Source organism: Zunongwangia mangrovi, assembly GCF_900112105.1.
GTDB lineage: Bacteria > Bacteroidota > Bacteroidia > Flavobacteriales > Flavobacteriaceae > Zunongwangia > Zunongwangia mangrovi.
In genome coordinates this window covers 400660-420259 of the sequence record NZ_FOKV01000002.1, presented here as the reverse complement: position 1 = coordinate 420259, position 19600 = coordinate 400660, and the positions used below count along the sequence as shown (strand labels likewise).

Annotated in this window: 21 protein-coding genes; 8 read left to right on the top strand and 13 right to left on the bottom strand. The window is 35.1% G+C overall.

Annotated features, from left to right (window positions below; all coding sequences use genetic code 11):
- The first annotated feature begins 11 nt into the window (after positions 1–11).
- The 4 genes from BM201_RS08060 (at position 12) to BM201_RS08045 (ending at position 3947) form a co-directional block, all read left to right on the top strand.
- Positions 12–1556: an acyl-CoA carboxylase subunit beta gene (locus BM201_RS08060; RefSeq protein ID WP_092541417.1), complete on the top strand. Its 1545-nt coding sequence runs from the start codon at positions 12–14 to the stop codon at positions 1554–1556.
- A 451-nt stretch (positions 1557–2007) separates the two neighbouring features.
- Positions 2008–2910 (top strand): NAD(P)-dependent oxidoreductase, encoded by a 903-nt coding sequence (locus BM201_RS08055; protein ID WP_092541415.1) that lies wholly within the window; start codon positions 2008–2010, stop codon positions 2908–2910.
- 59 nt (positions 2911–2969) lie between these two features.
- Positions 2970–3530 (top strand): YeeE/YedE family protein, encoded by a 561-nt coding sequence (locus BM201_RS08050; RefSeq protein WP_092541413.1) that lies wholly within the window; start codon positions 2970–2972, stop codon positions 3528–3530.
- A 3-nt stretch (positions 3531–3533) separates the two neighbouring features.
- Entirely contained in the window at positions 3534–3947 is a 414-nt protein-coding gene (locus tag BM201_RS08045; RefSeq protein ID WP_092541411.1) for a YeeE/YedE family protein, read from the top strand.
- A 134-nt stretch (positions 3948–4081) separates the two neighbouring features.
- On the opposite strand, the gene BM201_RS08040 is transcribed toward BM201_RS08045, so the two are convergent.
- On the bottom strand, positions 4082–4711 hold the full coding sequence (locus BM201_RS08040) for a trimeric intracellular cation channel family protein (RefSeq protein ID WP_175487002.1): 630 nt from the start codon (positions 4709–4711) through the stop codon (positions 4082–4084).
- 184 nt (positions 4712–4895) lie between these two features.
- Between BM201_RS08040 and trxB the strand changes: the two genes are divergently transcribed.
- A complete protein-coding gene (gene trxB, locus BM201_RS08035) occupies positions 4896–5876 on the top strand; it encodes a thioredoxin-disulfide reductase (RefSeq protein ID WP_092541409.1) in 981 nt (326 codons plus the stop codon).
- Between the two features lie 86 nt (positions 5877–5962).
- Here the strand turns inward: trxB and BM201_RS08030 are convergent, their stop codons facing one another.
- The 8 genes from BM201_RS08030 to BM201_RS07995 form a co-directional block, all read right to left on the bottom strand.
- On the bottom strand, positions 5963–6781 hold the full coding sequence (locus BM201_RS08030; protein WP_092541407.1) for a GIN domain-containing protein: 819 nt from the start codon (positions 6779–6781) through the stop codon (positions 5963–5965).
- A gap of 95 nt (positions 6782–6876) precedes the next feature.
- Entirely contained in the window at positions 6877–7317 is a 441-nt protein-coding gene (locus BM201_RS08025) for a hypothetical protein (RefSeq protein ID WP_139219163.1), read from the bottom strand.
- A gap of 43 nt (positions 7318–7360) precedes the next feature.
- Positions 7361–8638, bottom strand: coding sequence for a metallophosphoesterase (locus BM201_RS08020; protein WP_092541403.1), 1278 nt, complete (start codon positions 8636–8638; stop codon positions 7361–7363).
- A 540-nt stretch (positions 8639–9178) separates the two neighbouring features.
- The gene (locus BM201_RS08015; RefSeq protein ID WP_092541401.1) at positions 9179–10915 is read right to left on the bottom strand and encodes a PspC domain-containing protein; all 1737 of its coding nucleotides are present in this window, start codon (positions 10913–10915) and stop codon (positions 9179–9181) included.
- Positions 10908–11252: a PadR family transcriptional regulator gene (locus BM201_RS08010; protein WP_013071826.1), complete on the bottom strand. Its 345-nt coding sequence runs from the start codon at positions 11250–11252 to the stop codon at positions 10908–10910. Before BM201_RS08010 ends, BM201_RS08015 begins: the two co-directional genes overlap by 8 nt.
- Before the next feature lie 70 nt (positions 11253–11322).
- Positions 11323–12195 (bottom strand): DUF5694 domain-containing protein, encoded by an 873-nt coding sequence (locus BM201_RS08005; protein WP_092541399.1) that lies wholly within the window; start codon positions 12193–12195, stop codon positions 11323–11325.
- Between the two features lie 113 nt (positions 12196–12308).
- Positions 12309–12704, bottom strand: a complete 396-nt coding sequence (locus tag BM201_RS08000; protein WP_092541397.1) for a hypothetical protein — start codon at positions 12702–12704, stop codon at positions 12309–12311.
- 10 nt (positions 12705–12714) lie between these two features.
- The gene (locus BM201_RS07995) at positions 12715–13206 is read right to left on the bottom strand and encodes a DUF4870 domain-containing protein (protein WP_092541395.1); all 492 of its coding nucleotides are present in this window, start codon (positions 13204–13206) and stop codon (positions 12715–12717) included.
- Positions 13207–13489: 283 nt separating this feature from the next.
- On the opposite strand from BM201_RS07995, the gene BM201_RS07990 reads away from it, so the two are divergent.
- From BM201_RS07990 to BM201_RS07980, 3 genes are all read left to right on the top strand, one after another.
- Complete coding sequence (locus BM201_RS07990; protein ID WP_092541393.1) at positions 13490–13951, top strand: DUF4442 domain-containing protein; 462 nt, start codon at positions 13490–13492, stop codon at positions 13949–13951.
- Positions 13952–14020: 69 nt separating this feature from the next.
- On the top strand, positions 14021–14821 hold the full coding sequence (locus tag BM201_RS07985; RefSeq protein WP_092541391.1) for a TIGR00266 family protein: 801 nt from the start codon (positions 14021–14023) through the stop codon (positions 14819–14821).
- Between the two features lie 134 nt (positions 14822–14955).
- A complete protein-coding gene (locus tag BM201_RS07980; protein ID WP_092541389.1) occupies positions 14956–15153 on the top strand; it encodes a hypothetical protein in 198 nt (65 codons plus the stop codon).
- Between the two features lie 61 nt (positions 15154–15214).
- Here the strand turns inward: BM201_RS07980 and BM201_RS07975 are convergent, their stop codons facing one another.
- The 4 genes from BM201_RS07975 to BM201_RS07960 all read right to left on the bottom strand — a co-directional run bounded on the left by BM201_RS07975 (position 15215) and on the right by BM201_RS07960 (position 19491).
- Positions 15215–16177 (bottom strand): LysR substrate-binding domain-containing protein, encoded by a 963-nt coding sequence (locus BM201_RS07975; RefSeq protein ID WP_092541387.1) that lies wholly within the window; start codon positions 16175–16177, stop codon positions 15215–15217.
- A gap of 216 nt (positions 16178–16393) precedes the next feature.
- A complete protein-coding gene (locus BM201_RS07970) occupies positions 16394–16822 on the bottom strand; it encodes a DUF2141 domain-containing protein (RefSeq protein ID WP_092541385.1) in 429 nt (142 codons plus the stop codon).
- 324 nt (positions 16823–17146) lie between these two features.
- Positions 17147–18475 (bottom strand): DUF58 domain-containing protein, encoded by a 1329-nt coding sequence (locus BM201_RS07965; protein WP_175487008.1) that lies wholly within the window; start codon positions 18473–18475, stop codon positions 17147–17149.
- Between the two features lie 2 nt (positions 18476–18477).
- A complete protein-coding gene (locus tag BM201_RS07960; RefSeq protein WP_092541383.1) occupies positions 18478–19491 on the bottom strand; it encodes an AAA family ATPase in 1014 nt (337 codons plus the stop codon).
- Between the last annotated feature and the right edge of the window lie 109 nt (positions 19492–19600).

Below are 19600 nucleotides of genomic sequence, written 5' to 3'. Positions count from 1 at the left end.
AATTAAAACCAATGAGTAAGAAAAATATAGAGCAATTAAATCAAAAAATAGAACAGGCGCATCTTGGCGGTGGTGAAAAGCGTATTGCAAAGCAGCACGAAAAGAAAAAGCTTACCGCAAGAGAACGAATTGATTATTTATTGGACGAAGGATCTTTTGAAGAAATAGGGATTTTGGTAACGCATCGTACTACCGATTTTGGAATGCAGGATCAGAAATTTTATGGCGATGGCGTTGTTACAGGTTATGGAACGATAAACGGAAGATTGGTCTATGTTTTTGCTCAGGATTTTACGGTTTTTGGTGGCGCACTTTCAGAAACGCATGCCGAAAAGATTTGTAAAGTAATGGATCTCGCGGTAAAAACCGGCGCCCCGATGATCGGTTTAAATGATTCTGGCGGAGCACGGATTCAGGAAGGTGTAAAATCGCTTGGTGGTTATGCCGATATTTTTCATCGCAATGTCAAAGCTTCAGGAGTGATTCCGCAGATTTCAGCAATTATGGGGCCTTGTGCTGGTGGAGCGGTTTATTCTCCTGCAATGACCGATTTTACGATCATGGTAGAAGATACCAGTTATATGTTCGTGACAGGTCCAAATGTGGTTAAAACGGTAACAAATGAAACAGTAACTTCAGAAGAATTGGGCGGTGCGAGCACGCATTCTACAAAATCTGGCGTAACTCATTTAACAGCCAACAACGATATTAGCTGTTTAGAGGATATAAAAAAGCTGATTAGCTATATGCCTCAAAACAATAAACAGAAAACCGAAAAATTAGCTTTCGAGCCACAGGATGAGATTCGTGAAAAATTGGACACAATTATTCCAGATACTTCCAATAAACCTTACGATATGCATTCGGTTATTGAGGGAATTATCGATGCCGATTCTTTCTTTGAAATTCATAAGAATTATGCCGACAATATCATCGTTGGTTTTGCACGATTGGGCGGGAGAAGTATTGGTATTGTTGCCAATCAGCCAATGAGTTTAGCCGGAGTTTTAGATGTAGATAGTTCTAAAAAAGCGGCTCGATTTACACGTTTTTGCGATTGTTTTAATATTCCGCTATTGGTTTTAGTCGATGTACCTGGATTCTTGCCGGGAACAGATCAGGAATGGAACGGGATCATTCTTCACGGTGCGAAGTTATTGTATGCGCTGAGTGAAGCTACGGTGCCAAAGGTGACGGTGATTACCCGAAAAGCTTATGGTGGTGCGTACGATGTTATGAATAGTAAGCATATTGGAGCTGATATGAATTTTGCCTGGCCAAGTGCGGAAATTGCTGTTATGGGAGCCAAAGGAGCAAGTGAAATTATATTTAGAAAAGAAATTAAAGAAGCTGATGATCCTGAACAAAAACTAGCTGAGAAAGAAGCGGAGTATGCCGAAAAGTTTGCCAATCCTTTTGAAGCCGCACAACGCGGATTTATTGATGAGGTAATTATGCCGAAAGACACTCGTAGAAAATTACTGAAAGCTTTTAGTATGCTCGAAAATAAAAGTGTGCTAAGACCAGACCGAAAACATGGGAATATTCCTTTGTAGACTTTAGACCGCTACTTTTTAGATTTTAGAGATTAGAGCGCTGCGCTTTTAGAATATAGATTTTTTTATTTTGAATGCTGTATGCTGTATGCTGTATGCTGAATGCTGAATTCTAAATGTGGAATGTGCAAAGGTTATGTGTCATCTCGACCTTGTGGAGAGATCTCTTTTCAAATTATGTTGAATCTTCAATTCGAGTGATTTTATAGCGGTAGCGTTGAAATAGTATCGATAAATGCTTTTAAAAAGAACAGTCATCCTGAACTTGATTCAGGATCTCACACTAATAAGCTTGGATATTCAATAAGATATGAGATTCCGGATCAAGTCCGGAATGACGAAAGCTTAATTAACAAAAATCGCGTATAATTAATTCCATACTATTCCCCAAAAGCTGAGTGCTAATGGCTAAAATTCTTCGATTTTTTCTTATGTTTCCCAAAAATTAAAGATGAAATTCAACAAAATCGCCTGTGTCGATTATACAAAAATGAATGATGAAGCTATTGCGCAGCTTCAGGAATATTCCGAAGAAAAAATAATTCATCCTGATGATTTCCCGGAAACCAAAGAGGAAATTTTAAATAGAATTGGTGATGCTGAGGTGATCTTTGTTTCCTGGAAAACGCAGATCACAGAAGAAATTATTCAAGAATGTCCTAATCTTAAGTATATCGGGATGTGCTGTAGTTTGTTTGATGATGCTTCAGCCAATGTAGCGGTAAATTATGCACGCGAAAAGGGAATTACAGTCACCGGAATTTTTGATTATGGCGATCCCGGAGTGGCAGAATTTGTGATTTCAGAATTGATCATGCTTATCCACGGTTATGCTGAAAAACAGTGGAAGGAAATTCCGCATGAACTTACCGATCTTAAAATTGGGATCATTGGTTTGGGTGTTACCGGGCAGCTTTTAGCCGATTGTTTATTGCCTTTTGGAGCCGATCTTTATTACTTCAGCAGAAGCAGAAAACTTCAATACGAGCAAAAAGGACTGGACTATTTAGAGCTTGATGAACTTTTGGAAACGGTAGATGTGATCTCGATTCATCTTCCCAAAAACCTGGAAATTCTTCAGCCAGAACATTTTGAGAAATTCGGTAACGGGAAAATTTTTATCAATACTTCGCTGGGAATGCCATTCGATTTAAAAGCTTTTCGAAATTGGATAAAATCGACCTCAAATTTTGCGATTTTCGATGGGGACGCCAAAAAAGATGTTCCGCAGGATATTCATGAAAGAAAGAATGTGGTGATTGGGAAGAAAAGTGCCGGCTGGACGCTTAAAACTCAGGAAAGATTATCAGAAAAAGTAGTAAAAAACTTTAAAGAATACCTTCAGGAAAATTAATGTAACCATTGTTACAGGCCGTTTTCTTAATTTCTGGTTTATTTGCACAAAAGAAGACTATGAATTGGATATTAGAACCCTGGCCGTGGTATGTTTCCGGGCCATTGATCGCATTTACCATGTTTTTACTCATTTTTATGGGGCGTCAGTTTGGAATGTCTTCCAACCTGCGAACCATGTGTAGCATGTGTGGTGCAGATAAAAAAGCAGATTTTTTTAATTTCGATTGGAGAGCACAGCAATGGAATTTACTGGTATTGCTAGGTGCCGTAATTGGTGGTTTTATCGCACAATTTTATTTGAGCGAAGATCCAACTACCGTTGCAATTTCTTCAGAAACGATTCAGGATCTAAACAATCTTGGGTTTGAAAGTGCAGGGAAAGCCTATTTGCCAACCGAATTATTTTCGACAAATGTTTTTTCTGAACCGCTTACGCTTTTAGTGCTTTTAATAGGCGGGATTTTAATTGGATTTGGAGCAAGATACGCCGGTGGATGTACTTCTGGGCATGCAATTTCAGGATTAAGTAACCTACAATTACCATCATTAATTGCCGTAATTGGCTTTTTTATTGGTGGATTGTTAATGATTCATTTTTTATACCCATTAATATTTTAAACAATGAGACAAATAGGATTTTTAGTGATAGGAATATTTTTTGGGATCGTAATGTTTAAGTCTGAAGCTGCTTCGTGGTTTAGAATCTACGAGATGTTTAAATTCCAATCGTTCCATATGTACGGGATCATTGGTTCAGCTTTATTTTTAGGAGTGATTGGGGTTCAGGTTATCAAAAAAAAGAATTTAAAGTCCTTTTTTGGGCAACCTATAAATTTTGTTCCGAAGGATAAAAGCTTTAGCCGCTACATGTTTGGAGGAATCATTTTTGGATTAGGTTGGGCATTAGCAGGAGCTTGCCCGGGACCAATCTATGTTTTAGCAGGCGCAGGTTATTGGCCAATATTAGTGGTTTTTGCCGGTGCCATGTTGGGAACTTTTATATATGGATTACTTCGTAAGAAACTACCACATTAGAAAATTCTATTAATGTGATTTTTAGCAGCAATTAGTTCCCTACAGCTAATTGCTGTTTTTTTTGGCTGAAATTTGATGTTTTAATGATAAATTTTAGTTGAAGATTTAATTGATTCTTCAACCAAACGTACAATTTACTTTTGCTCTTTTTCAGGATAAAAGTCAGGGAGTGTGATGTGATATTTTACTGCAAGTAATCTTAAGATTATTACAGTTAGAGACGTTACTAAATAAGTAATATCAGTATTGATATTTTGATCGTGCATGATTACGAAAATGAGTCCGCCTACCAGACAAGCCGTTGCATAAATCTCTTCTTTTCTAAAAATTACAGGAATTTCATTACATAAAATATCCCGAATCACACCACCAAATGCACCGGTCATTCCACCTAAAGCGATAGAAATTATAGGATCCAGTTCATTTCTTATTCCAATTTCTACACCGGTGATCGTAAATACACCAAGGCCTATCGTATCGAATAAGAATAATGATTTCCGAAGATGATTTAAATAATTTCTGAATAAAATAGCCAATATCGTCACTACGCTTATAAGATAAATATAAATCGTGTTTTCCATCCAGGTGACAGGAGTATTACCAATTAAAACATCGCGTAATGTGCCACCACCAATAGCAGTTACAAAGGCAATGATAAAAATACCGAAGAGATCTAACCTGCGGTTCATGGCAGATAATGCACCAGAAATCGCAAAAGCTGCGGTACCAAGAATATCCAGTATATTAAACAGGCTAAACTCCATAATTGGCAAAGGTAATTTTATTGTTTTAAATTTGTAGAAACGCAGTAAGTAATTATTAGTCAGTTAAACAGACTAATATGCTGCAACTATCGATATATAGTAAATCTATATGTGATTTACTGTAAGTTTTTAATTGAAGTTACTACTTTTACAATCTAAATTAAGAATAAGATTTAAAGAACATATGAGCGAGACAATCGAAAGAATTAAGTGTTTGATCATTGGATCTGGTCCTGCCGGATATACTGCAGCAATTTATGCTTCCAGAGCAGATCTAAAACCAATTATGTATACCGGAATGGAGCCTGGTGGGCAGTTAACTACAACTACTGAAGTTGATAACTTTCCTGGTTATCCTGAAGGTATCGATGGCCCGGCTATGATGATGGATCTACAAAAGCAAGCTGAACGTTTTGGTACAGAAGTTCGTATGGGAATGGTTACTGAAGTTGAGTTTAGTAAAGAAGCTGGAGGAATTCACAAAGCTTGTATCGATAATTCTAAATGGGTAGAAGCCGAAACAGTAATTATTTCTACAGGTGCCACTGCAAAATATTTAGGATTGCCTAGTGAACAGAAATTAAGAGGAGGCGGAGTTTCAGCCTGTGCGGTTTGTGATGGATTTTTCTATAAAAATCAGGATGTAGCTATCGTTGGCGGTGGAGATACTGCTGCTGAAGAAGCAACTTATTTAGCGAACATTTGTAAGAAAGTTACCATGTTGGTTAGAAAAGACGAGATGAGAGCTTCTAAAGCTATGCAGCACCGTGTAAATAATACTAAGAATCTTGAAGTTCGTTACAATACTGAAGTGGATGAGGTTATTGGTGATCAGGTTGTAGATGGATTACGCATGGTAAATAATAAGACTGGTGAGAAAGAAGAAATTGCAATTACCGGATTATTTATCGCTATTGGACATAAACCAAATACAGATATTTTTAAAGGCCATTTAGATATGGACGAAACAGGATATCTAATCACTCAGGGAAAATCTACAAAAACGAATATTCCTGGAGTTTTTGCATCGGGAGATGTTCAGGATAAAGAATATCGCCAGGCAATTACCGCTGCAGGTACAGGTTGTATGGCCGCGATGGACGCTGAGCGTTATTTAGCTGAAATCGAAACTACCGAAGAAGAGGAAAAAGAAGTTACTGCCTAAGTATAATCTAAGCAGTAATTTACTCATAACTATTAGAAAGGCTGGATTGCAAAATCCGGCCTTTCTATTTTGTATTAAAACTAATTTTAAAACTCAGCTTTCTTTAAAACTGCTTCTCCTGTAAATTTTTCGATCTTGATCTTTGGAGTGTTAAAAATTGTAGTTTCACTGCGATCTTCGGCAATGATGTTTAAATTTTCTACTACAGAAATTTCATTTTTAGAACGTCCTTCAGCAATAAGTTTTGCATTGGTTGCAGTTAGGTTTTTACCTTCAAAAGTACTGGAATGTTCTGTTCTAAGTTCAAAATCTTCAACAGTTCCTTCAAGTTCAGCATCAGCACGTTCATAGTTATCTAACTTAAGAATAGGGGAGTTGACTAAAGCCTTTATTTTACTGCTTCCATTAAACTGAAAATAAACATCTTTAGCTTCCAGATTTAACTCTATTTGGGCATCTTCGCCGTTTTTAAGCTTAAAGTTAGTTGTGTTTAAGGTTAAAAATAGCTTCGACTTATCCGTAGTTTCAATTTCGATATCAGATAAATTAAGTCCTTTAGAAGCATCTAATTCGGCATTTTCTTCTAGTTTTATTTTGGTTATGGTTTCTGGGAATTCCACTTTTATTTCCTGTCGTTTAGAGCGTTTAATTTCTTTTGCAGGTTTGATAAAAAGTACGCCATCAACCACATCTGTTCGTATAATATCGTGAAGATTCTCGTCGGCCTCAACTTCAGCAAAGGCGGAATTTCCGCGGGTAAGACTAACTTCAAAATCTCCTGTAATGTGGATTTCGGTAAAATTATCAAGATTTCTTTTTTTGTTCACTACATTTCGATTTCCTACCACCTGCGCCTGTGAAGCAAGCGTCACTAAAAATAGTAGGAGACAAAGACCTTTTTTCATATTTCTATTTTTGATTCAGTTAGCTATATCAAAAAGAACGCCATAAACTGAATGTTTTCAATCTAAAATACGAAATATAGGCAGTAACTTAAAGATTATTGTGTATGGATAATATAACCCTGCTTGGTAAGCTCTTTATTTAAATATTCTTTGCAATAATCTCTAATTAAAAAAGCCTGTGACTCATTTAGTTCACTTTTATAAGAAATTTCTATTTGAACTTTTACGAATTGCGCTTTGGATGATGTAGTGGTCACATTATTTACATTTTTTGTAATGCTAGTTTCTACCTTCATGGTATTTAAACGAAGGTCAAAAGAATCAGGGTAAATAGAATCAAAAGTTAATGAGATATCATTTTTAAGAGCTTGTCGATCGATATCGAAAATAAAACATTGTATTTTCTTATAATTTGAATCTAAATTTTCAGCATTGAAATTTATGATTAGTTCTTCTGAAACATGCTGAGTCATGTTGTCACAGCCTATTAAGCTTATTGAAAGGAATAGTAGAAATACTTTTGTTAATTTTTTCATTTCAGGCTTAAAATTAGATTAGAGATAGCGGCATTTTCATAATTTAAGACAACAATCTTTTCTTTTCTCCTAAACTATTTATGATAAAGATTTTATTGTTTTCAATTAAGATACCCTTAGTTTTAGGGCTATTTTTCGTTAAACCATGTTTTACATCAATCTTAATAAGCTTGGTATTATAATCTGTACTAACATCATTTACTACAGAGTGACCTATTATAAGTTTCTTTGCATCATAAAAATTTAAAATTGAATCTAATTCCGTTTGAGATGTCTCAATTAAAGAATCTCCGTTGAGCATGAATGCTAGTTTGTAAGAAGTTTTTGTGGCTAAGCTCCTGTCCCAATAAGGACTATTTTGAGAATTTATTATCAATTTTTCCTTAGAACCAGAAAGTGTCTTTGCTACAGTCTTTCCATAATATTTTCTAGCAATTTTATTGATCTCATCGATTTTTAAATCTTCTTGAATATATCTTTTAGTTAGCCCGGCATGAACAAACAAGTACGGGCCAATTTTTTCGATAACATTTTTTGTTCTAAGCCATTTCCCTAATTCTGATTTTTCAGAATACATAAATTTTGCTGCCTTTTCCCAATTTGTTTTCTGGCTAACTTGTTTAGCGACTTCAATGTATTGATGCTGAGAATAGGAGATATCACCCTCCAAATTCATTATCTCATGATTGCCATTAATAAAATGTACTTTTCCATGCTTCTCTTCCGCTTTTTTCTCTAAAGTATAAATAAGCCACAAACACTGTGTAACGTTTTTTCCGCGATCAAAAAAATCACCATTTAATACTAAATGTCCATCGCCAAAGATCCAGTTATAATTCTTATCCATTACCTTATTATTAATAAGGAAGCTGTAAAGGGCATTGAAGTTTCCCTCGATATCAGAAATCGCAATTAATCTAGATGGGAGGTCATAATTAGCCACCTCATTTTCGTAAGAATTTTTAAGGATAATTTCAAATTTATCCTCATCTTGATTCCTCACGTGAACTTTTATTGGTTTTCTTCTATCAAACGTATTTTTTTTAAGTTCATTTTTTTGATTGACCTCGTACTTAATATTATCGAAAATATAAGGTCCATCAACTCCCTTCAATTTAGTTTTGTAGGGTTCGTTTATAAAAAGACCGAATGCTTGATCTGAAAATAACGCATCTAGTCCAGACCATCCAAAGCTCTGAACTCCAGTTCTTGTATCTAAATTAGTATGTCCAAATATTAGCGTTGTTAAGAATAAGTATCCGAATATACAAATGGCGCCCCATTTTAAGGTTTTGATAATTATGTGGCGTTTTTGTTTCATATAGAAATTGAGGTTTTTTTAATGGAAGGAATAGGTTAAAGTAGAGTTTTTCAAAAATTAAGGAGACACGAGTGCATTTTATTTGAATGGATACATTCTCTGGACCTTGAATAGGGGAAGAAAATATTCTAACACGAAGCCTTTAAGCCTAAAAAGAGCGATGCCAAAATTCGATAAATCTACTTAAGATGATACGCTATGACAGTTTGCTTTCCAACAGCAACCCATTTTTTAAAGTTCTGGCTATTAATTATTCACTCTACATGTCAGGCTACGAAAGAGATAAGCTTTATTAAGTAATATTTAGTTTCTAAATCTTATTCAAAAATTCGTTTTCAGCATAGCTGCACTCGATCTTATGAGAAATTTCAAGCATTTTTTCCTTTTGTCGTGCAATCTCCAAGTGAGGAGAAAGCACGAGCATAAGAAAACTGATGATTACATTTAAAAGACTAATCATAATTGGTTGGTTTTTGATTGATGGTTAAGTTTTAGCTGTGTGCTATTTATACACTTTTATTTGTGTTAGAAACTGGCGCATCAAAAATCGTCTGATGCGTCAGTAGGTTCATCTATAGCTGTGGTATCTTCCTCAAATCTCTTTTTTTGTTCCTCTAAATATTTTTCTTCTTCTGCAGAGGTATTAAAAGTATCATCGTCTGAATCAAAAACATCTTCATCTTCATCTTCAATTTCTTCGATGGGACAATCTAAACATACCGCATGATCGTCTTCAACTCTTAGCAAATAACCTTCCTGGTCGTTTTGTAAGATATCATTAGATCTATAACCATTTCTATGAAAATAATTTACATTATCGTCTGCAATAAAGTGACTACCTTCAGGAAGCCATAGGGTAACATAAAGTTCCTGATCTCTGGCTTTTAATTGTTCCTTTACTAAAAAGTAGCTGTCCAAATAAAGTGTATTGCCTTTTAGATCAAAGCCATATTCGATGTTTTCAGCTCTTCTTTTTGCATCTAATACACTTTTACCATCTGCCTCTTTATTGACTTCTATTTTCGCAATTGAGTCTTTTGTGGAACGAATGATTACTCTGATATTTTCAGAATACAATACGCCATTCTCGTTCTCGTCATATTTTAATTGAACGTTATGATTTCTATACCCCACGTACGATTTATACTGATTGTTATTTCTCATTTCGATCGTTAGCGTATCTTGTTTAGTAGTAGGAATAGAAAATGTTTCAACCACATTTTCACTAATCGCTCTACTTGTAGCTTCTTTTACAGAAATAACCGCTAGACCAATTGCTGAAATGATCCAAATACCCAGTAATACTAGTTTTGCAGTATTTCCTATCGATTTTAAATTCTTAACCAGAATCTTTAATCCAAGGACGAACAAGAAGAATAAAAGGATTCCAAAAACAAAGAAACTGAAGATCACTCCCAACCATAAAGAGGTTTCAGAAATATGCATCATTAAATAATCGTTCCAGGGAGCGTCGATGATTCCAAAAGTTCCAAAAGTGAACAAGCTAATGAACAATGCGATCAAACCACCACCGGCAACAAGTAGAATTATGATTCCTACAAAACCAACGATAATTCTTAAAAATACATTGATAATACTTGCGAAGGCTGATGCTGCACTTCCTGCACCTGCTTTTGCGCGATTACCGTATTTTTGGTAATCTACATTTTTTACTTTTTCTGAAACATTATCAAATCCTTCTCTAATTTTTTTTTCGATGTTTGATATCGTTACTTCTTCCCCGCGCATAGAAAGTTTCTCTGCAGTGGTTTTAGCTTCAGGAGTAAAAATCCAAAAGGCAACATAGATCAAAAGAAAAATACCGCTAGAGGCCAGTGTAAGAACAACCCAAAGTAGGCGTATCCAAATGGCATCTATTTCTAAGTAATGACCTAAACCACTGCTTACACCGCCAACATAAGAGTTTTCAGTATCACGGTAAAGACGCTTATTAGAAGATTTTTTGGTCTTTTTAGAAGTTGTGGTTTCGGGCTCGTCCTCAAAGATATCTTCATCTACCATATAATCTTCAGGTTGCCCCATAATGGCGATTACTTCATCGACATCTTTCATACTTATTACCTGACTCTTATCGGCTCTTTTTTCAGCAAAAAGTTCAGCAATACGGGCTTCAATATCCAGGATAATCTCGTCACGTCCCTGTTTATCGGTAAACGAACGTTTTATGGCATCCAGATAATGCTGTAATTTTTTAAAGGCATCCTCGTCGATATGAAAGAACATGCCCGCAAGATTTATGTTTATCGTCTTATTCATGATTTTTCTTTTTTTGAGTAGTTACAATGTTTACTGCGGTTTGCAGCTCATCCCAGGTCGAGGAAAGTTCGGTTAAGAACAATCTGCCAGTTTCTGTTAATCCATAATATTTTCTTGGTGGCCCACTGGTAGACTCTTCCCATCTGTAAGAGAGCAGTCCTGCGTTTTTAAGTCGGGTTAACAAAGGATATATCGTTCCTTCTACTACCAGTAATTTGGCATCTTTAAGGGTGTCTAAGATTTCAGCTACGTAAGCATCTTCATCTTTTAAAACCGAAAGTATACAATACTCCAGTACACCTTTACGCATTTGTGCTTTGGTGTTCTCTATCTTCATAGCGTTTGGTTTTGAATGTTGTTAAAATGTTCATTTTTTGATTGATGATTATGTTTGATAAATTGAATGACTAATCTAAATATGCAAGAGCGTCTACAATCTCATAATTTGGGTTGTCTTCTAAAAGATCTTTTAAAATCCCAATATGAGCCTGTCCCATCATTACATAAATTCTCTTGCTTCCTGTTTTTAATTGTGTGTTTAAAATGTTTGAATAAATCTTAATGTTTCTATCGAAAAACAGACTAATATACTCGGCGCCTGCATATCTTTTTTCTTCGGAATTTAATTCTCTGTAATTAATACTATCCTTATTAAAATCGCCATTTTGCACATAAGCCGGATAGTTGAAAACTGCTCTATACGAAAGGTTAAGCATTTCTGGCTCGTTGATCTTTTTTGTGAAATCGTATAATGAAAGTGAATTTTCCATCACCTGTTTCCCTAAAGGTCTTGAGGTTTGCTGAAGCTTTTTTAATTGCTCTTGGAAATACTCAAAATGATTACCTTCTTTCAGTAAATTTTGGGATGTAGAAGACTTGAAGTCGATTCCGTAAACATGATCTAAATTCAGTTTATTAGCTAGCCTAAAACCTATCTGGTAAGTCTCACCTGCACCATATTCAAACTTCTTAAGATCTAGTTTATCGTTTTGGTATAACTCGTAAAGGCTATCTGCCCATTGTTGTTCCTGCGGAGTTAATTCAACCATAATGGCATCGGGTTGAAACTGTGCAATTTTAGCCGTTATTTTTTCAAGCTCCTGTTGTTTTTTTGGATTAAACATACTTGCAGCCTCAGTGCCATTTTGCATTTGGCTTAAGTGCGCAAAACCTACAAGCAAGATCTCTACTTTTTCATTTTGCTGCGCTAAACCAAAACTGGTATATAAAGCACACAAAATGGCGATGATGATTTGTGATATTTTGATTGATGGATTCATATTCGATAAATTGATGATTATTTTATTGGCACCGCCAAAGGATAAAATACTCCGAGGCTTGCCTTGAAATTAAAAATTTGTTTCCAATGAATGCCTTGAGGGCTTGCCCCAAGTTATTTTACTTTTTGATAAACGTCGTCATTTAAAGTGATAAAATACTCGTCGTCCAGGCTTTCATAATAAATAGGGATTTCTATTTTTTTATCACTATTGTAATATTCTATAGATGGTACTTTCTTGTTTTTTACCGTAGAGAAAATAAATAAATCTATAGATGAAGTGCTTGTAATGAAAGTCCCTAATTTGCCTTGGATAGTTTGATCTTTAGAACTAAGAACTACATTCTTATCTTCGAAATCGATTCTTTTGATGTCGTTTTTACCCTCGTATAATTCCCAGCTTCCGTCAAGATCATAATTTTTGGAATCGGAGATTTCATTTTCAATTTTTACACAAGAATTGTTGAGTAAAACGACTAATATTAGACTGATGTTGATTAATTTTTTCATGATGGATGTTTTAAGAAGCTTCGTTTAGAGTAGTGTCTTCTTTGATAAAGTTGATGCATAATGGATATTTGTATTCTTTTGCTTCGCTTGCATCCTTAGCTGCACTAATTACAGCGTAAAGTTCAAAGACAATTAGGCCAAGTAGAAATATTCCTCCTGTAAATAGAACGATAACAAAGGGCAAAATAGCTTCTTCGTTAACGCGGTCTATCCTGAAGTTGTAAGCGTTATATTCAAAAAATTCAAAAGGGATTCTAGCACCCATAATAATTATCGTGGCAATAAGAATACAGGCAATGATGATGTAATAAAGTAATAAACTTAACTGAAAGTTTACCGCATTTCGACCGTGATGGTTAACAAATTTTTTCTCTTTACTTACCAGCCAGATGATCACCGGGAAAATAAAATTGCCAAAAGGGATAAATAATTTTGAAAAAACCGAAAGGTGGATGATCGTGGCCAGGGTTTGATCTTGTTGTTTGATTGCTGATGATTCCATTGCGTTTTCTTTTTTAATAAACCGGACTTAAAATGATGGTTTTGATGTTTTTAAGTCCGGTTTGTAATGTCCTGATAAAGACGTTTTTTTGATTGATAAAATATGATAATTCTTATCTAATTAAATGTAGAAATTCTTATACCAGTTAATTTCTTATACAAATATATGGTTAAAAGAAGGTATTTTGCAAAGCATAGTACTTAAATTTAACATTTAATTAAGATTTGAAGTATTTATACTAATTGAAATAAATTAAATATCTTTAAAAGAAATATTGAAGATTATGCCAATAACGCCTAAGAAACTCAATCAATTTTTAATGCTGAAATTACCAAGCGCATGGCTTTGTGGTGTTAGGGTTAAAGCGATTTCAGATACTAATTGCAGTGTAGGAGTAAAACATAAATGGATTAATCAAAATCCTTTTAAAAGTATGTATTTCGCAGTGCAGGCAATGGCAGCCGAGTTAAGTACAGGAGCTTTGGTTATTTCAAAAATAAGAGCGCAAAAACAATCAATATCAATGTTAGTGGCTCAAAATAGATCGGTTTTTACCAAAAAGGCTACAGGAAAGATCATCTTTAAATGTGAAGACGGAGCTTTGATTGATAATGCAATTTCAGAAACTTTAAAAACAGGAGAAGGCCAGACCTTTTGGATGAAATCTATAGGCATCAATGAAGAGGGAATACCGGTTTCTACATTCGAATTTGAATGGACGGTAAAAGTAAAGACAAGAAAATAAACTTTTAAACCGCCTGTAACATTTCAATAATTTTCTCTTCTAATAGATAAAACCACTAAAACTTAAATTATGAATGCTCACGAAATAGATTACGAAATATTTGGCGAAGAAATGCAGTATGTAGAGTTGGAGTTAGATCCACAGGAAGCTGCGATTGCAGAAGCTGGTAACTTTATGATGATGGATAATGGTATTAAAATGGATACCATTTTTGGAGACGGGAGTAAAGAAAACGAAGGCTTTTTAGGAAAAGTGCTGGGTGCCGGGAAGCGATTACTTACAGGAGAAAGTTTATTTATGACGATCTTTTCGAATATGGGGCAGGGAAAAAAGAAAATAAGTTTTGCCTCACCATATCCGGGAAAGATCATTCCTATCGATCTTACACAATTTGGAGGTAAATTTATTTGCCAGAAAGATGCATTTCTATGTGCAGCGAAAGGTGTTTCTATAGGAATAGAATTTAGCCGAAAGCTAGGTCGTGGTTTCTTTGGAGGTGAAGGATTTATTATGCAAAAAGTAGAAGGTGACGGGATGGCTTTTGTGCATGCCGGCGGAACAATGGCCAGAAAAGAATTAGCTATTGGCGAAACTTTAAAAGTCGACACAGGATGCATTATTGGTTTCACACAAACTGTTAATTATGATATCGAGTTTGTAGGCGGAATTCGTAATACTTTCTTTGGAGGTGAAGGACTTTTCTTTGCCACTTTAACTGGCCCGGGCGTTGTTTACGTACAATCTTTACCATTTAGCAGATTAGCAAACAGAGTTTTACAGGCTGCTCCGCAAGCTGGAGGAAAAGATAAAGGTGAAGGAAGTATTTTAGGAGGAATTGGTGATATTTTAAGCGGCGATAACCGATTTTAAAATGTTAAAGATTTGTTTATATGTGGTTTAAGTGTGAAAATTTTCTATATTTAAGACGTTAAAATCGCAGCTTATAGAGAAATTTTTACATTTTTTTAAATTAACCTAACTAATAATTAAATCAGTATCAAATTATGGCGAGAGCGATGTTTGAATACACCAAAACGATCCTTGATAAGGTGAGTTTTGATGCAACATTATTCTGTAAGGAAGTAAAAAAAGCGATTTCTAGATTATTGCCTCACGAAATAGAGGAACTTAAAATTTGGATTGAAGCACTTACGAAACAGAATCCGGAACTAAATCAATGCTTAATTTATTTAAATTCTTGACATGATAAAAAATTAAAAAAGCGGCTAAAAGCCGCTTTTTCTTTTTTATAAGATCAGATTTTTAATACTGAAGTTCTTTTTTATTCTTCTGCTGCGCAGGACTAATAATTTCTACATTTTGGAAGGTAATCGCTCCTTTCACTACAGAGGCGATAACTTTACGCATCGCATCGATAATCTGCATTTTCAATTCGCTACGATTATAGATCAAACTTACTTCTCTCGCTGGCACAGGATCCTTAAACATTTTTAAGTTGTTCTTATCTTTTTCAGCAATATCTAAAGTATGCAGGTAAGGTAAAAGCGTCATTCCTAAACCTTCATTAGCAAGCTTGATCAAGGTTTCAAAACTACCGCTTTGTAGTCTAAAATGTTCGTCTTCGCTAGATTTTACCGTTTTACATAAGTTGATGATACCGTCTTTAAAACAATGGCCATCTTGCAAAAGTAAAATGTCATCGATATCCAGGTCATTTACATCAATTTTATACTCGTTGTGTAAACGGTGACTTGGCGGAATATATCCTACAAAAGGCTCGTAATATAATGCATTTTCCTTAATGCCTTCTATATTTAGCGGAGTTGCCGCGATTGCTGCGTCTAAATGTCCCTCTTTTAGTTTTTCAATAATAGCCTCGGTATGCAATTCTTCGATCTGAAGTTTTACTTTTGGATATTTTTTGATGAAATTATTGATGAACATCGGTAATAGCGTAGGCATAACCGTAGGAATAATCCCTAAACGAAAGGCACCGCCAATAAATCCTTTTTGTTGATCTACGATATCCTGAATTCGATCACTCTCGTTTACAATATTTCTAGCCTGAGTAACAATTTTCTTCCCAGTTTCAGTAAGTTCGATAGGCTTTTTACTGCGGTCGAAAATAAGCACATCCAGCTCTTCTTCAAGCTTTTGTATTTGCATACTTAAAGTAGGCTGAGTAACAAATACTTTTTGAGCTGCTCTTGTAAAGTTTTTATGTTCTGCTACTGCCAGAACATAATGTAGTTGGGTAATGGTCATAATCTATAGCGATATTTAATCGATAATCATAATTAAATGCTCTAAGCCTCGCCCTGAGGCCGTTTTCTCAAAAAAATGAAATAGTTTTTCATCTTTTCTGAAGTACAAATATATTAGTTTTTTCTATTGAAAACGAATAAAACCTAAAGATTATCTATACTAGAAAGCCGCAATTAATCAAGACTAATTGCGGCTTTAAAACTTATAATGTAACGCTTAAAATCGAATGCTAATTTTTTCTTCATCACCGTCAAAATTAAATTTACCATCGTTCCATACCGGTGGGCCAAAAGGATTAAGCTTGTTATTTGAAACCCCATAATCTTCCTGAGGCATTCCGTTAGTTTCAAAATCCATTTTGTCGTTATCATTTTTGTCATGAAAGCAGATCACAGCATATTCACCTGCTGGAATATCTGTAAAAGTTACAACAGATTTTCCATCTTCTATTTTAGCAGTTTTAGAGAAATTTGGTTTTTTCATAAAACTGTCTTTGGTATAAATACCGTAAACGATTTTTCCGTTATCGCTGGTCACGTTTAGTATTTCTACGGAAATAGTTCCGGTAGAATCTTTTGCGGTTTCTTGTGCTTTTGCAGCAAGTCCTGAAATAAATAATGCGAAAATAATGGCTAAAGTTCTCATATTGATTGGTTTTATTTAGTTGAACACTATAAAAGTAGGGAATAGGTTCAATTGATTAGAAATCAACTTACTGAACTGTAATTTTTTACTACTGAATTGTATTTTGGAGTTAACTAGATAACTGTTTACGGTTCACAGCGAAGCGTTCTTGGTTTAGGGTTTTTAAGAATTAATTAACACTTGTATTAGTATACTTTAAAGTCTTTTCTGTCAAGAGAATTCAAAAAGAATAGAAGGATCTATATTTTCAGAAAAATTTTCTAAAATACCAACATACCAAAAATCTAACTATCTAGAATACTAACAATCCAATATTTTAAACTTCTAAATCAAGCCTCTTGCTTTAATTTCAAGATACTTATTAATGGCATTGATGCTTAGATCTTTTGGTTTGGTAAGTACGGTTTGGATGCCGTGTCTTTGTAATTCTTTAGCCATTTTTACTTTATTCTGGCTAAACTCTTCGGCGATTCCCTGGTGAGCACTTTCACTAAGATTCTCAGGAGTAGAATGGAGTAGTTTGGTAATTTCAGTATTTTCAAAAAAGATCACCACTAAAACATGTCGTTTATTGATGGCTTTTAGATAAGGTAATTGTCTTTCTAAAGCCGATGGATGCTCAAAATTGGTATAAAGCATCAATAAGCTGCGATGTGTAATAAATCTATTGATCCCGGCATATAAACTACCAAAATCAGATTCTTTAAAATCTGTGCTAATATTATACAAACTCTCCATGATGCGTTGAAGCTGACTCATCCTTGAAGAATCTTTCAGGATTTTTTCAATTTTCGCAGAAAAACTAATCATCCCTGTTTTGTCCTTTTTCCGCAGAGCGATATTCGAAAAAGCAAGACTACTGTTTATCGCGTAATCCAGTAAACTAAGACCTTCAAAAGGCATTTTCATTACGCGACCTGTATCAATAATCGAATAAACCGGCTGTGCTTTTTCATCCTGAAATTGATTCACCATCAAACTTCGATGTTTTGCCGTAGCTTTCCAGTTAATGGTTCTTACATCGTCGCCAGTTACGTATTCTTTTATCTGCTCGAACTCCATGGTATGACCAAGTCGGCGTATTTTTTTGAGTCCGGCTTGCGAAATTCGGTTATCGATTGCCAGGAAATCCAGTTTTTTCATCTGGATGAACGACGGATAAACCTTCACCATTTGTTCAGCATTAAAAACCTTCCTGATTTTGGCCAATTTCAGGATGCTTTGTGCGTAAATATTTAATCTTCCGAAGATATATTCACCACGTTCTAATGGCGTCACTTCATACTCAAATTCGAAGTTTTCAGCAGGTTTTATTTCAGCAGTATATAAAAAATCTCTTTTCTGAAACTGAATGGGAAGCTCGTCAATAACTTCAGCAAAAACCTTAAATGAATAGTCATTTTTAATCTGAATTTTTACCGAATTAGCATCTGAATTACTGAATTTCTCTGGTAAAATTCTTTGAGCATTTAAACCTTTACTTTGATAAAGCGCGATAATATCTATAATTAAAGCAATGCTTAAAATCACCAATATCACCCAAATAATAGGGTAAATGGCCGTGATCCAGAACGAAAAAAGGAACAGCACTGTGATTGCAGCGATACTATAAAAGAAGCGCTTAGTTAAGTATAAAGATTTAAGGAATTTGATCACTATCGTGGGATTTCTACAGATTGGCTAATCATTTGAATAACATCACGAGTTTTCATGCCTTCCATTTCGCGATCTGGAGAAAGAATGATACGATGCCCTAACACAGGATTCAGTGACCTTTTAATATCTTCTGGAATCACAAAATCACGACCATCAATAGCCGCAAAAGCCTTTGCCGCATTCATAATTGCGATCGAAGCTCTTGGAGAAGCTCCCAAATAAAGATGCGCGTGCTGGCGAGTTTTACTCACCAGTTCAGCGATATAATGCAACAATTTTTCTTCAATCTTAATATCGAAAATGTGCGTTTTAAGCTCATTTAATTTTTCAGGAGAAAGTGTTGGGATGATGTTCGTTTCGGGTTTTGCTCCTTTTCGTTCGTTGTGACCTTTTAAGATATCAATTTCTTCCTCTAATTTTGGATAATCTACCTCGATCTTAAATAGAAAACGGTCTAATTGTGCTTCGGGTAAGGCGTAAGTTCCTTCTTGTTCTACCGGGTTTTGAGTTGCCAATACCATAAAAGGATCTTGTAACTGGTGACGAGTCCCGTCGATGGTTACCTGGCGTTCCTCCATCACCTCAAAAAGGGCAGCCTGGGTTTTTGCCGGTGCGCGGTTAATCTCGTCAATTAGAACGATATTCGAGAAAACAGGACCGGGTTTAAATTCAAAATCTGAAGTTTTCATGTTTAGAACTGATGTTCCCAAGACATCACTAGGCATAAGATCTGGTGTAAACTGAATTCGGCTAAAATCGGTTTGCAGGCATTTGGCAAAAAGCTTTGCCGTTACTGTTTTTGCCACACCGGGAACACCTTCGATTAGCACGTGACCGTTAGAAAGTAAGCCCACGATCAATAATTCTACAAATTCGGTTTGCCCAACGATGATTTTCGAAAGCTGAGATTTTAGATCGTCAACTGAAGTTTTTAATTCTTCTAGCGGAATACGGGTATCAAAATTAAGCTCGCTATTTTCTTCGTTTTCGGGTTGTATGTTTGGTTCTTCCATGGTTCTAGTTTTACTCGATTATCGAGATTAATTGCTATGAAGTTTTTTCTCATTAAAGATCTAATATCAATAATAACTTCATTAGCTTTAATTTAATTCAATCAATATT

What these genes read in the sequence shown, in the direction of transcription:
- BM201_RS08060 (WP_092541417.1), top strand. Translation starts at nt 12, where the DNA reads ATGAGTAAGAAAAATATAGAGCAATTAAATCAAAAAATAGAACAGGCG.
- BM201_RS08055 (WP_092541415.1), top strand. Translation starts at nt 2,008, where the DNA reads ATGAAATTCAACAAAATCGCCTGTGTCGATTATACAAAAATGAATGAT.
- BM201_RS08050 (WP_092541413.1), top strand. Translation starts at nt 2,970, where the DNA reads ATGAATTGGATATTAGAACCCTGGCCGTGGTATGTTTCCGGGCCATTG.
- BM201_RS08045 (WP_092541411.1), top strand. Translation starts at nt 3,534, where the DNA reads ATGAGACAAATAGGATTTTTAGTGATAGGAATATTTTTTGGGATCGTA.
- BM201_RS08040 (WP_175487002.1), bottom strand. Translation starts at nt 4,711, where the DNA reads ATGGAGTTTAGCCTGTTTAATATACTGGATATTCTTGGTACCGCAGCT.
- trxB (WP_092541409.1), top strand. Translation starts at nt 4,896, where the DNA reads ATGAGCGAGACAATCGAAAGAATTAAGTGTTTGATCATTGGATCTGGT.
- BM201_RS08030 (WP_092541407.1), bottom strand. Translation starts at nt 6,781, where the DNA reads ATGAAAAAAGGTCTTTGTCTCCTACTATTTTTAGTGACGCTTGCTTCA.
- BM201_RS08025 (WP_139219163.1), bottom strand. Translation starts at nt 7,317, where the DNA reads ATGAAAAAATTAACAAAAGTATTTCTACTATTCCTTTCAATAAGCTTA.
- BM201_RS08020 (WP_092541403.1), bottom strand. Translation starts at nt 8,638, where the DNA reads ATGAAACAAAAACGCCACATAATTATCAAAACCTTAAAATGGGGCGCC.
- BM201_RS08015 (WP_092541401.1), bottom strand. Translation starts at nt 10,915, where the DNA reads ATGAATAAGACGATAAACATAAATCTTGCGGGCATGTTCTTTCATATC.
- BM201_RS08010 (WP_013071826.1), bottom strand. Translation starts at nt 11,252, where the DNA reads ATGAAGATAGAGAACACCAAAGCACAAATGCGTAAAGGTGTACTGGAG.
- BM201_RS08005 (WP_092541399.1), bottom strand. Translation starts at nt 12,195, where the DNA reads ATGAATCCATCAATCAAAATATCACAAATCATCATCGCCATTTTGTGT.
- BM201_RS08000 (WP_092541397.1), bottom strand. Translation starts at nt 12,704, where the DNA reads ATGAAAAAATTAATCAACATCAGTCTAATATTAGTCGTTTTACTCAAC.
- BM201_RS07995 (WP_092541395.1), bottom strand. Translation starts at nt 13,206, where the DNA reads ATGGAATCATCAGCAATCAAACAACAAGATCAAACCCTGGCCACGATC.
- BM201_RS07990 (WP_092541393.1), top strand. Translation starts at nt 13,490, where the DNA reads ATGCCAATAACGCCTAAGAAACTCAATCAATTTTTAATGCTGAAATTA.
- BM201_RS07985 (WP_092541391.1), top strand. Translation starts at nt 14,021, where the DNA reads ATGAATGCTCACGAAATAGATTACGAAATATTTGGCGAAGAAATGCAG.
- BM201_RS07980 (WP_092541389.1), top strand. Translation starts at nt 14,956, where the DNA reads ATGGCGAGAGCGATGTTTGAATACACCAAAACGATCCTTGATAAGGTG.
- BM201_RS07975 (WP_092541387.1), bottom strand. Translation starts at nt 16,177, where the DNA reads ATGACCATTACCCAACTACATTATGTTCTGGCAGTAGCAGAACATAAA.
- BM201_RS07970 (WP_092541385.1), bottom strand. Translation starts at nt 16,822, where the DNA reads ATGAGAACTTTAGCCATTATTTTCGCATTATTTATTTCAGGACTTGCT.
- BM201_RS07960 (WP_092541383.1), bottom strand. Translation starts at nt 19,491, where the DNA reads ATGGAAGAACCAAACATACAACCCGAAAACGAAGAAAATAGCGAGCTT.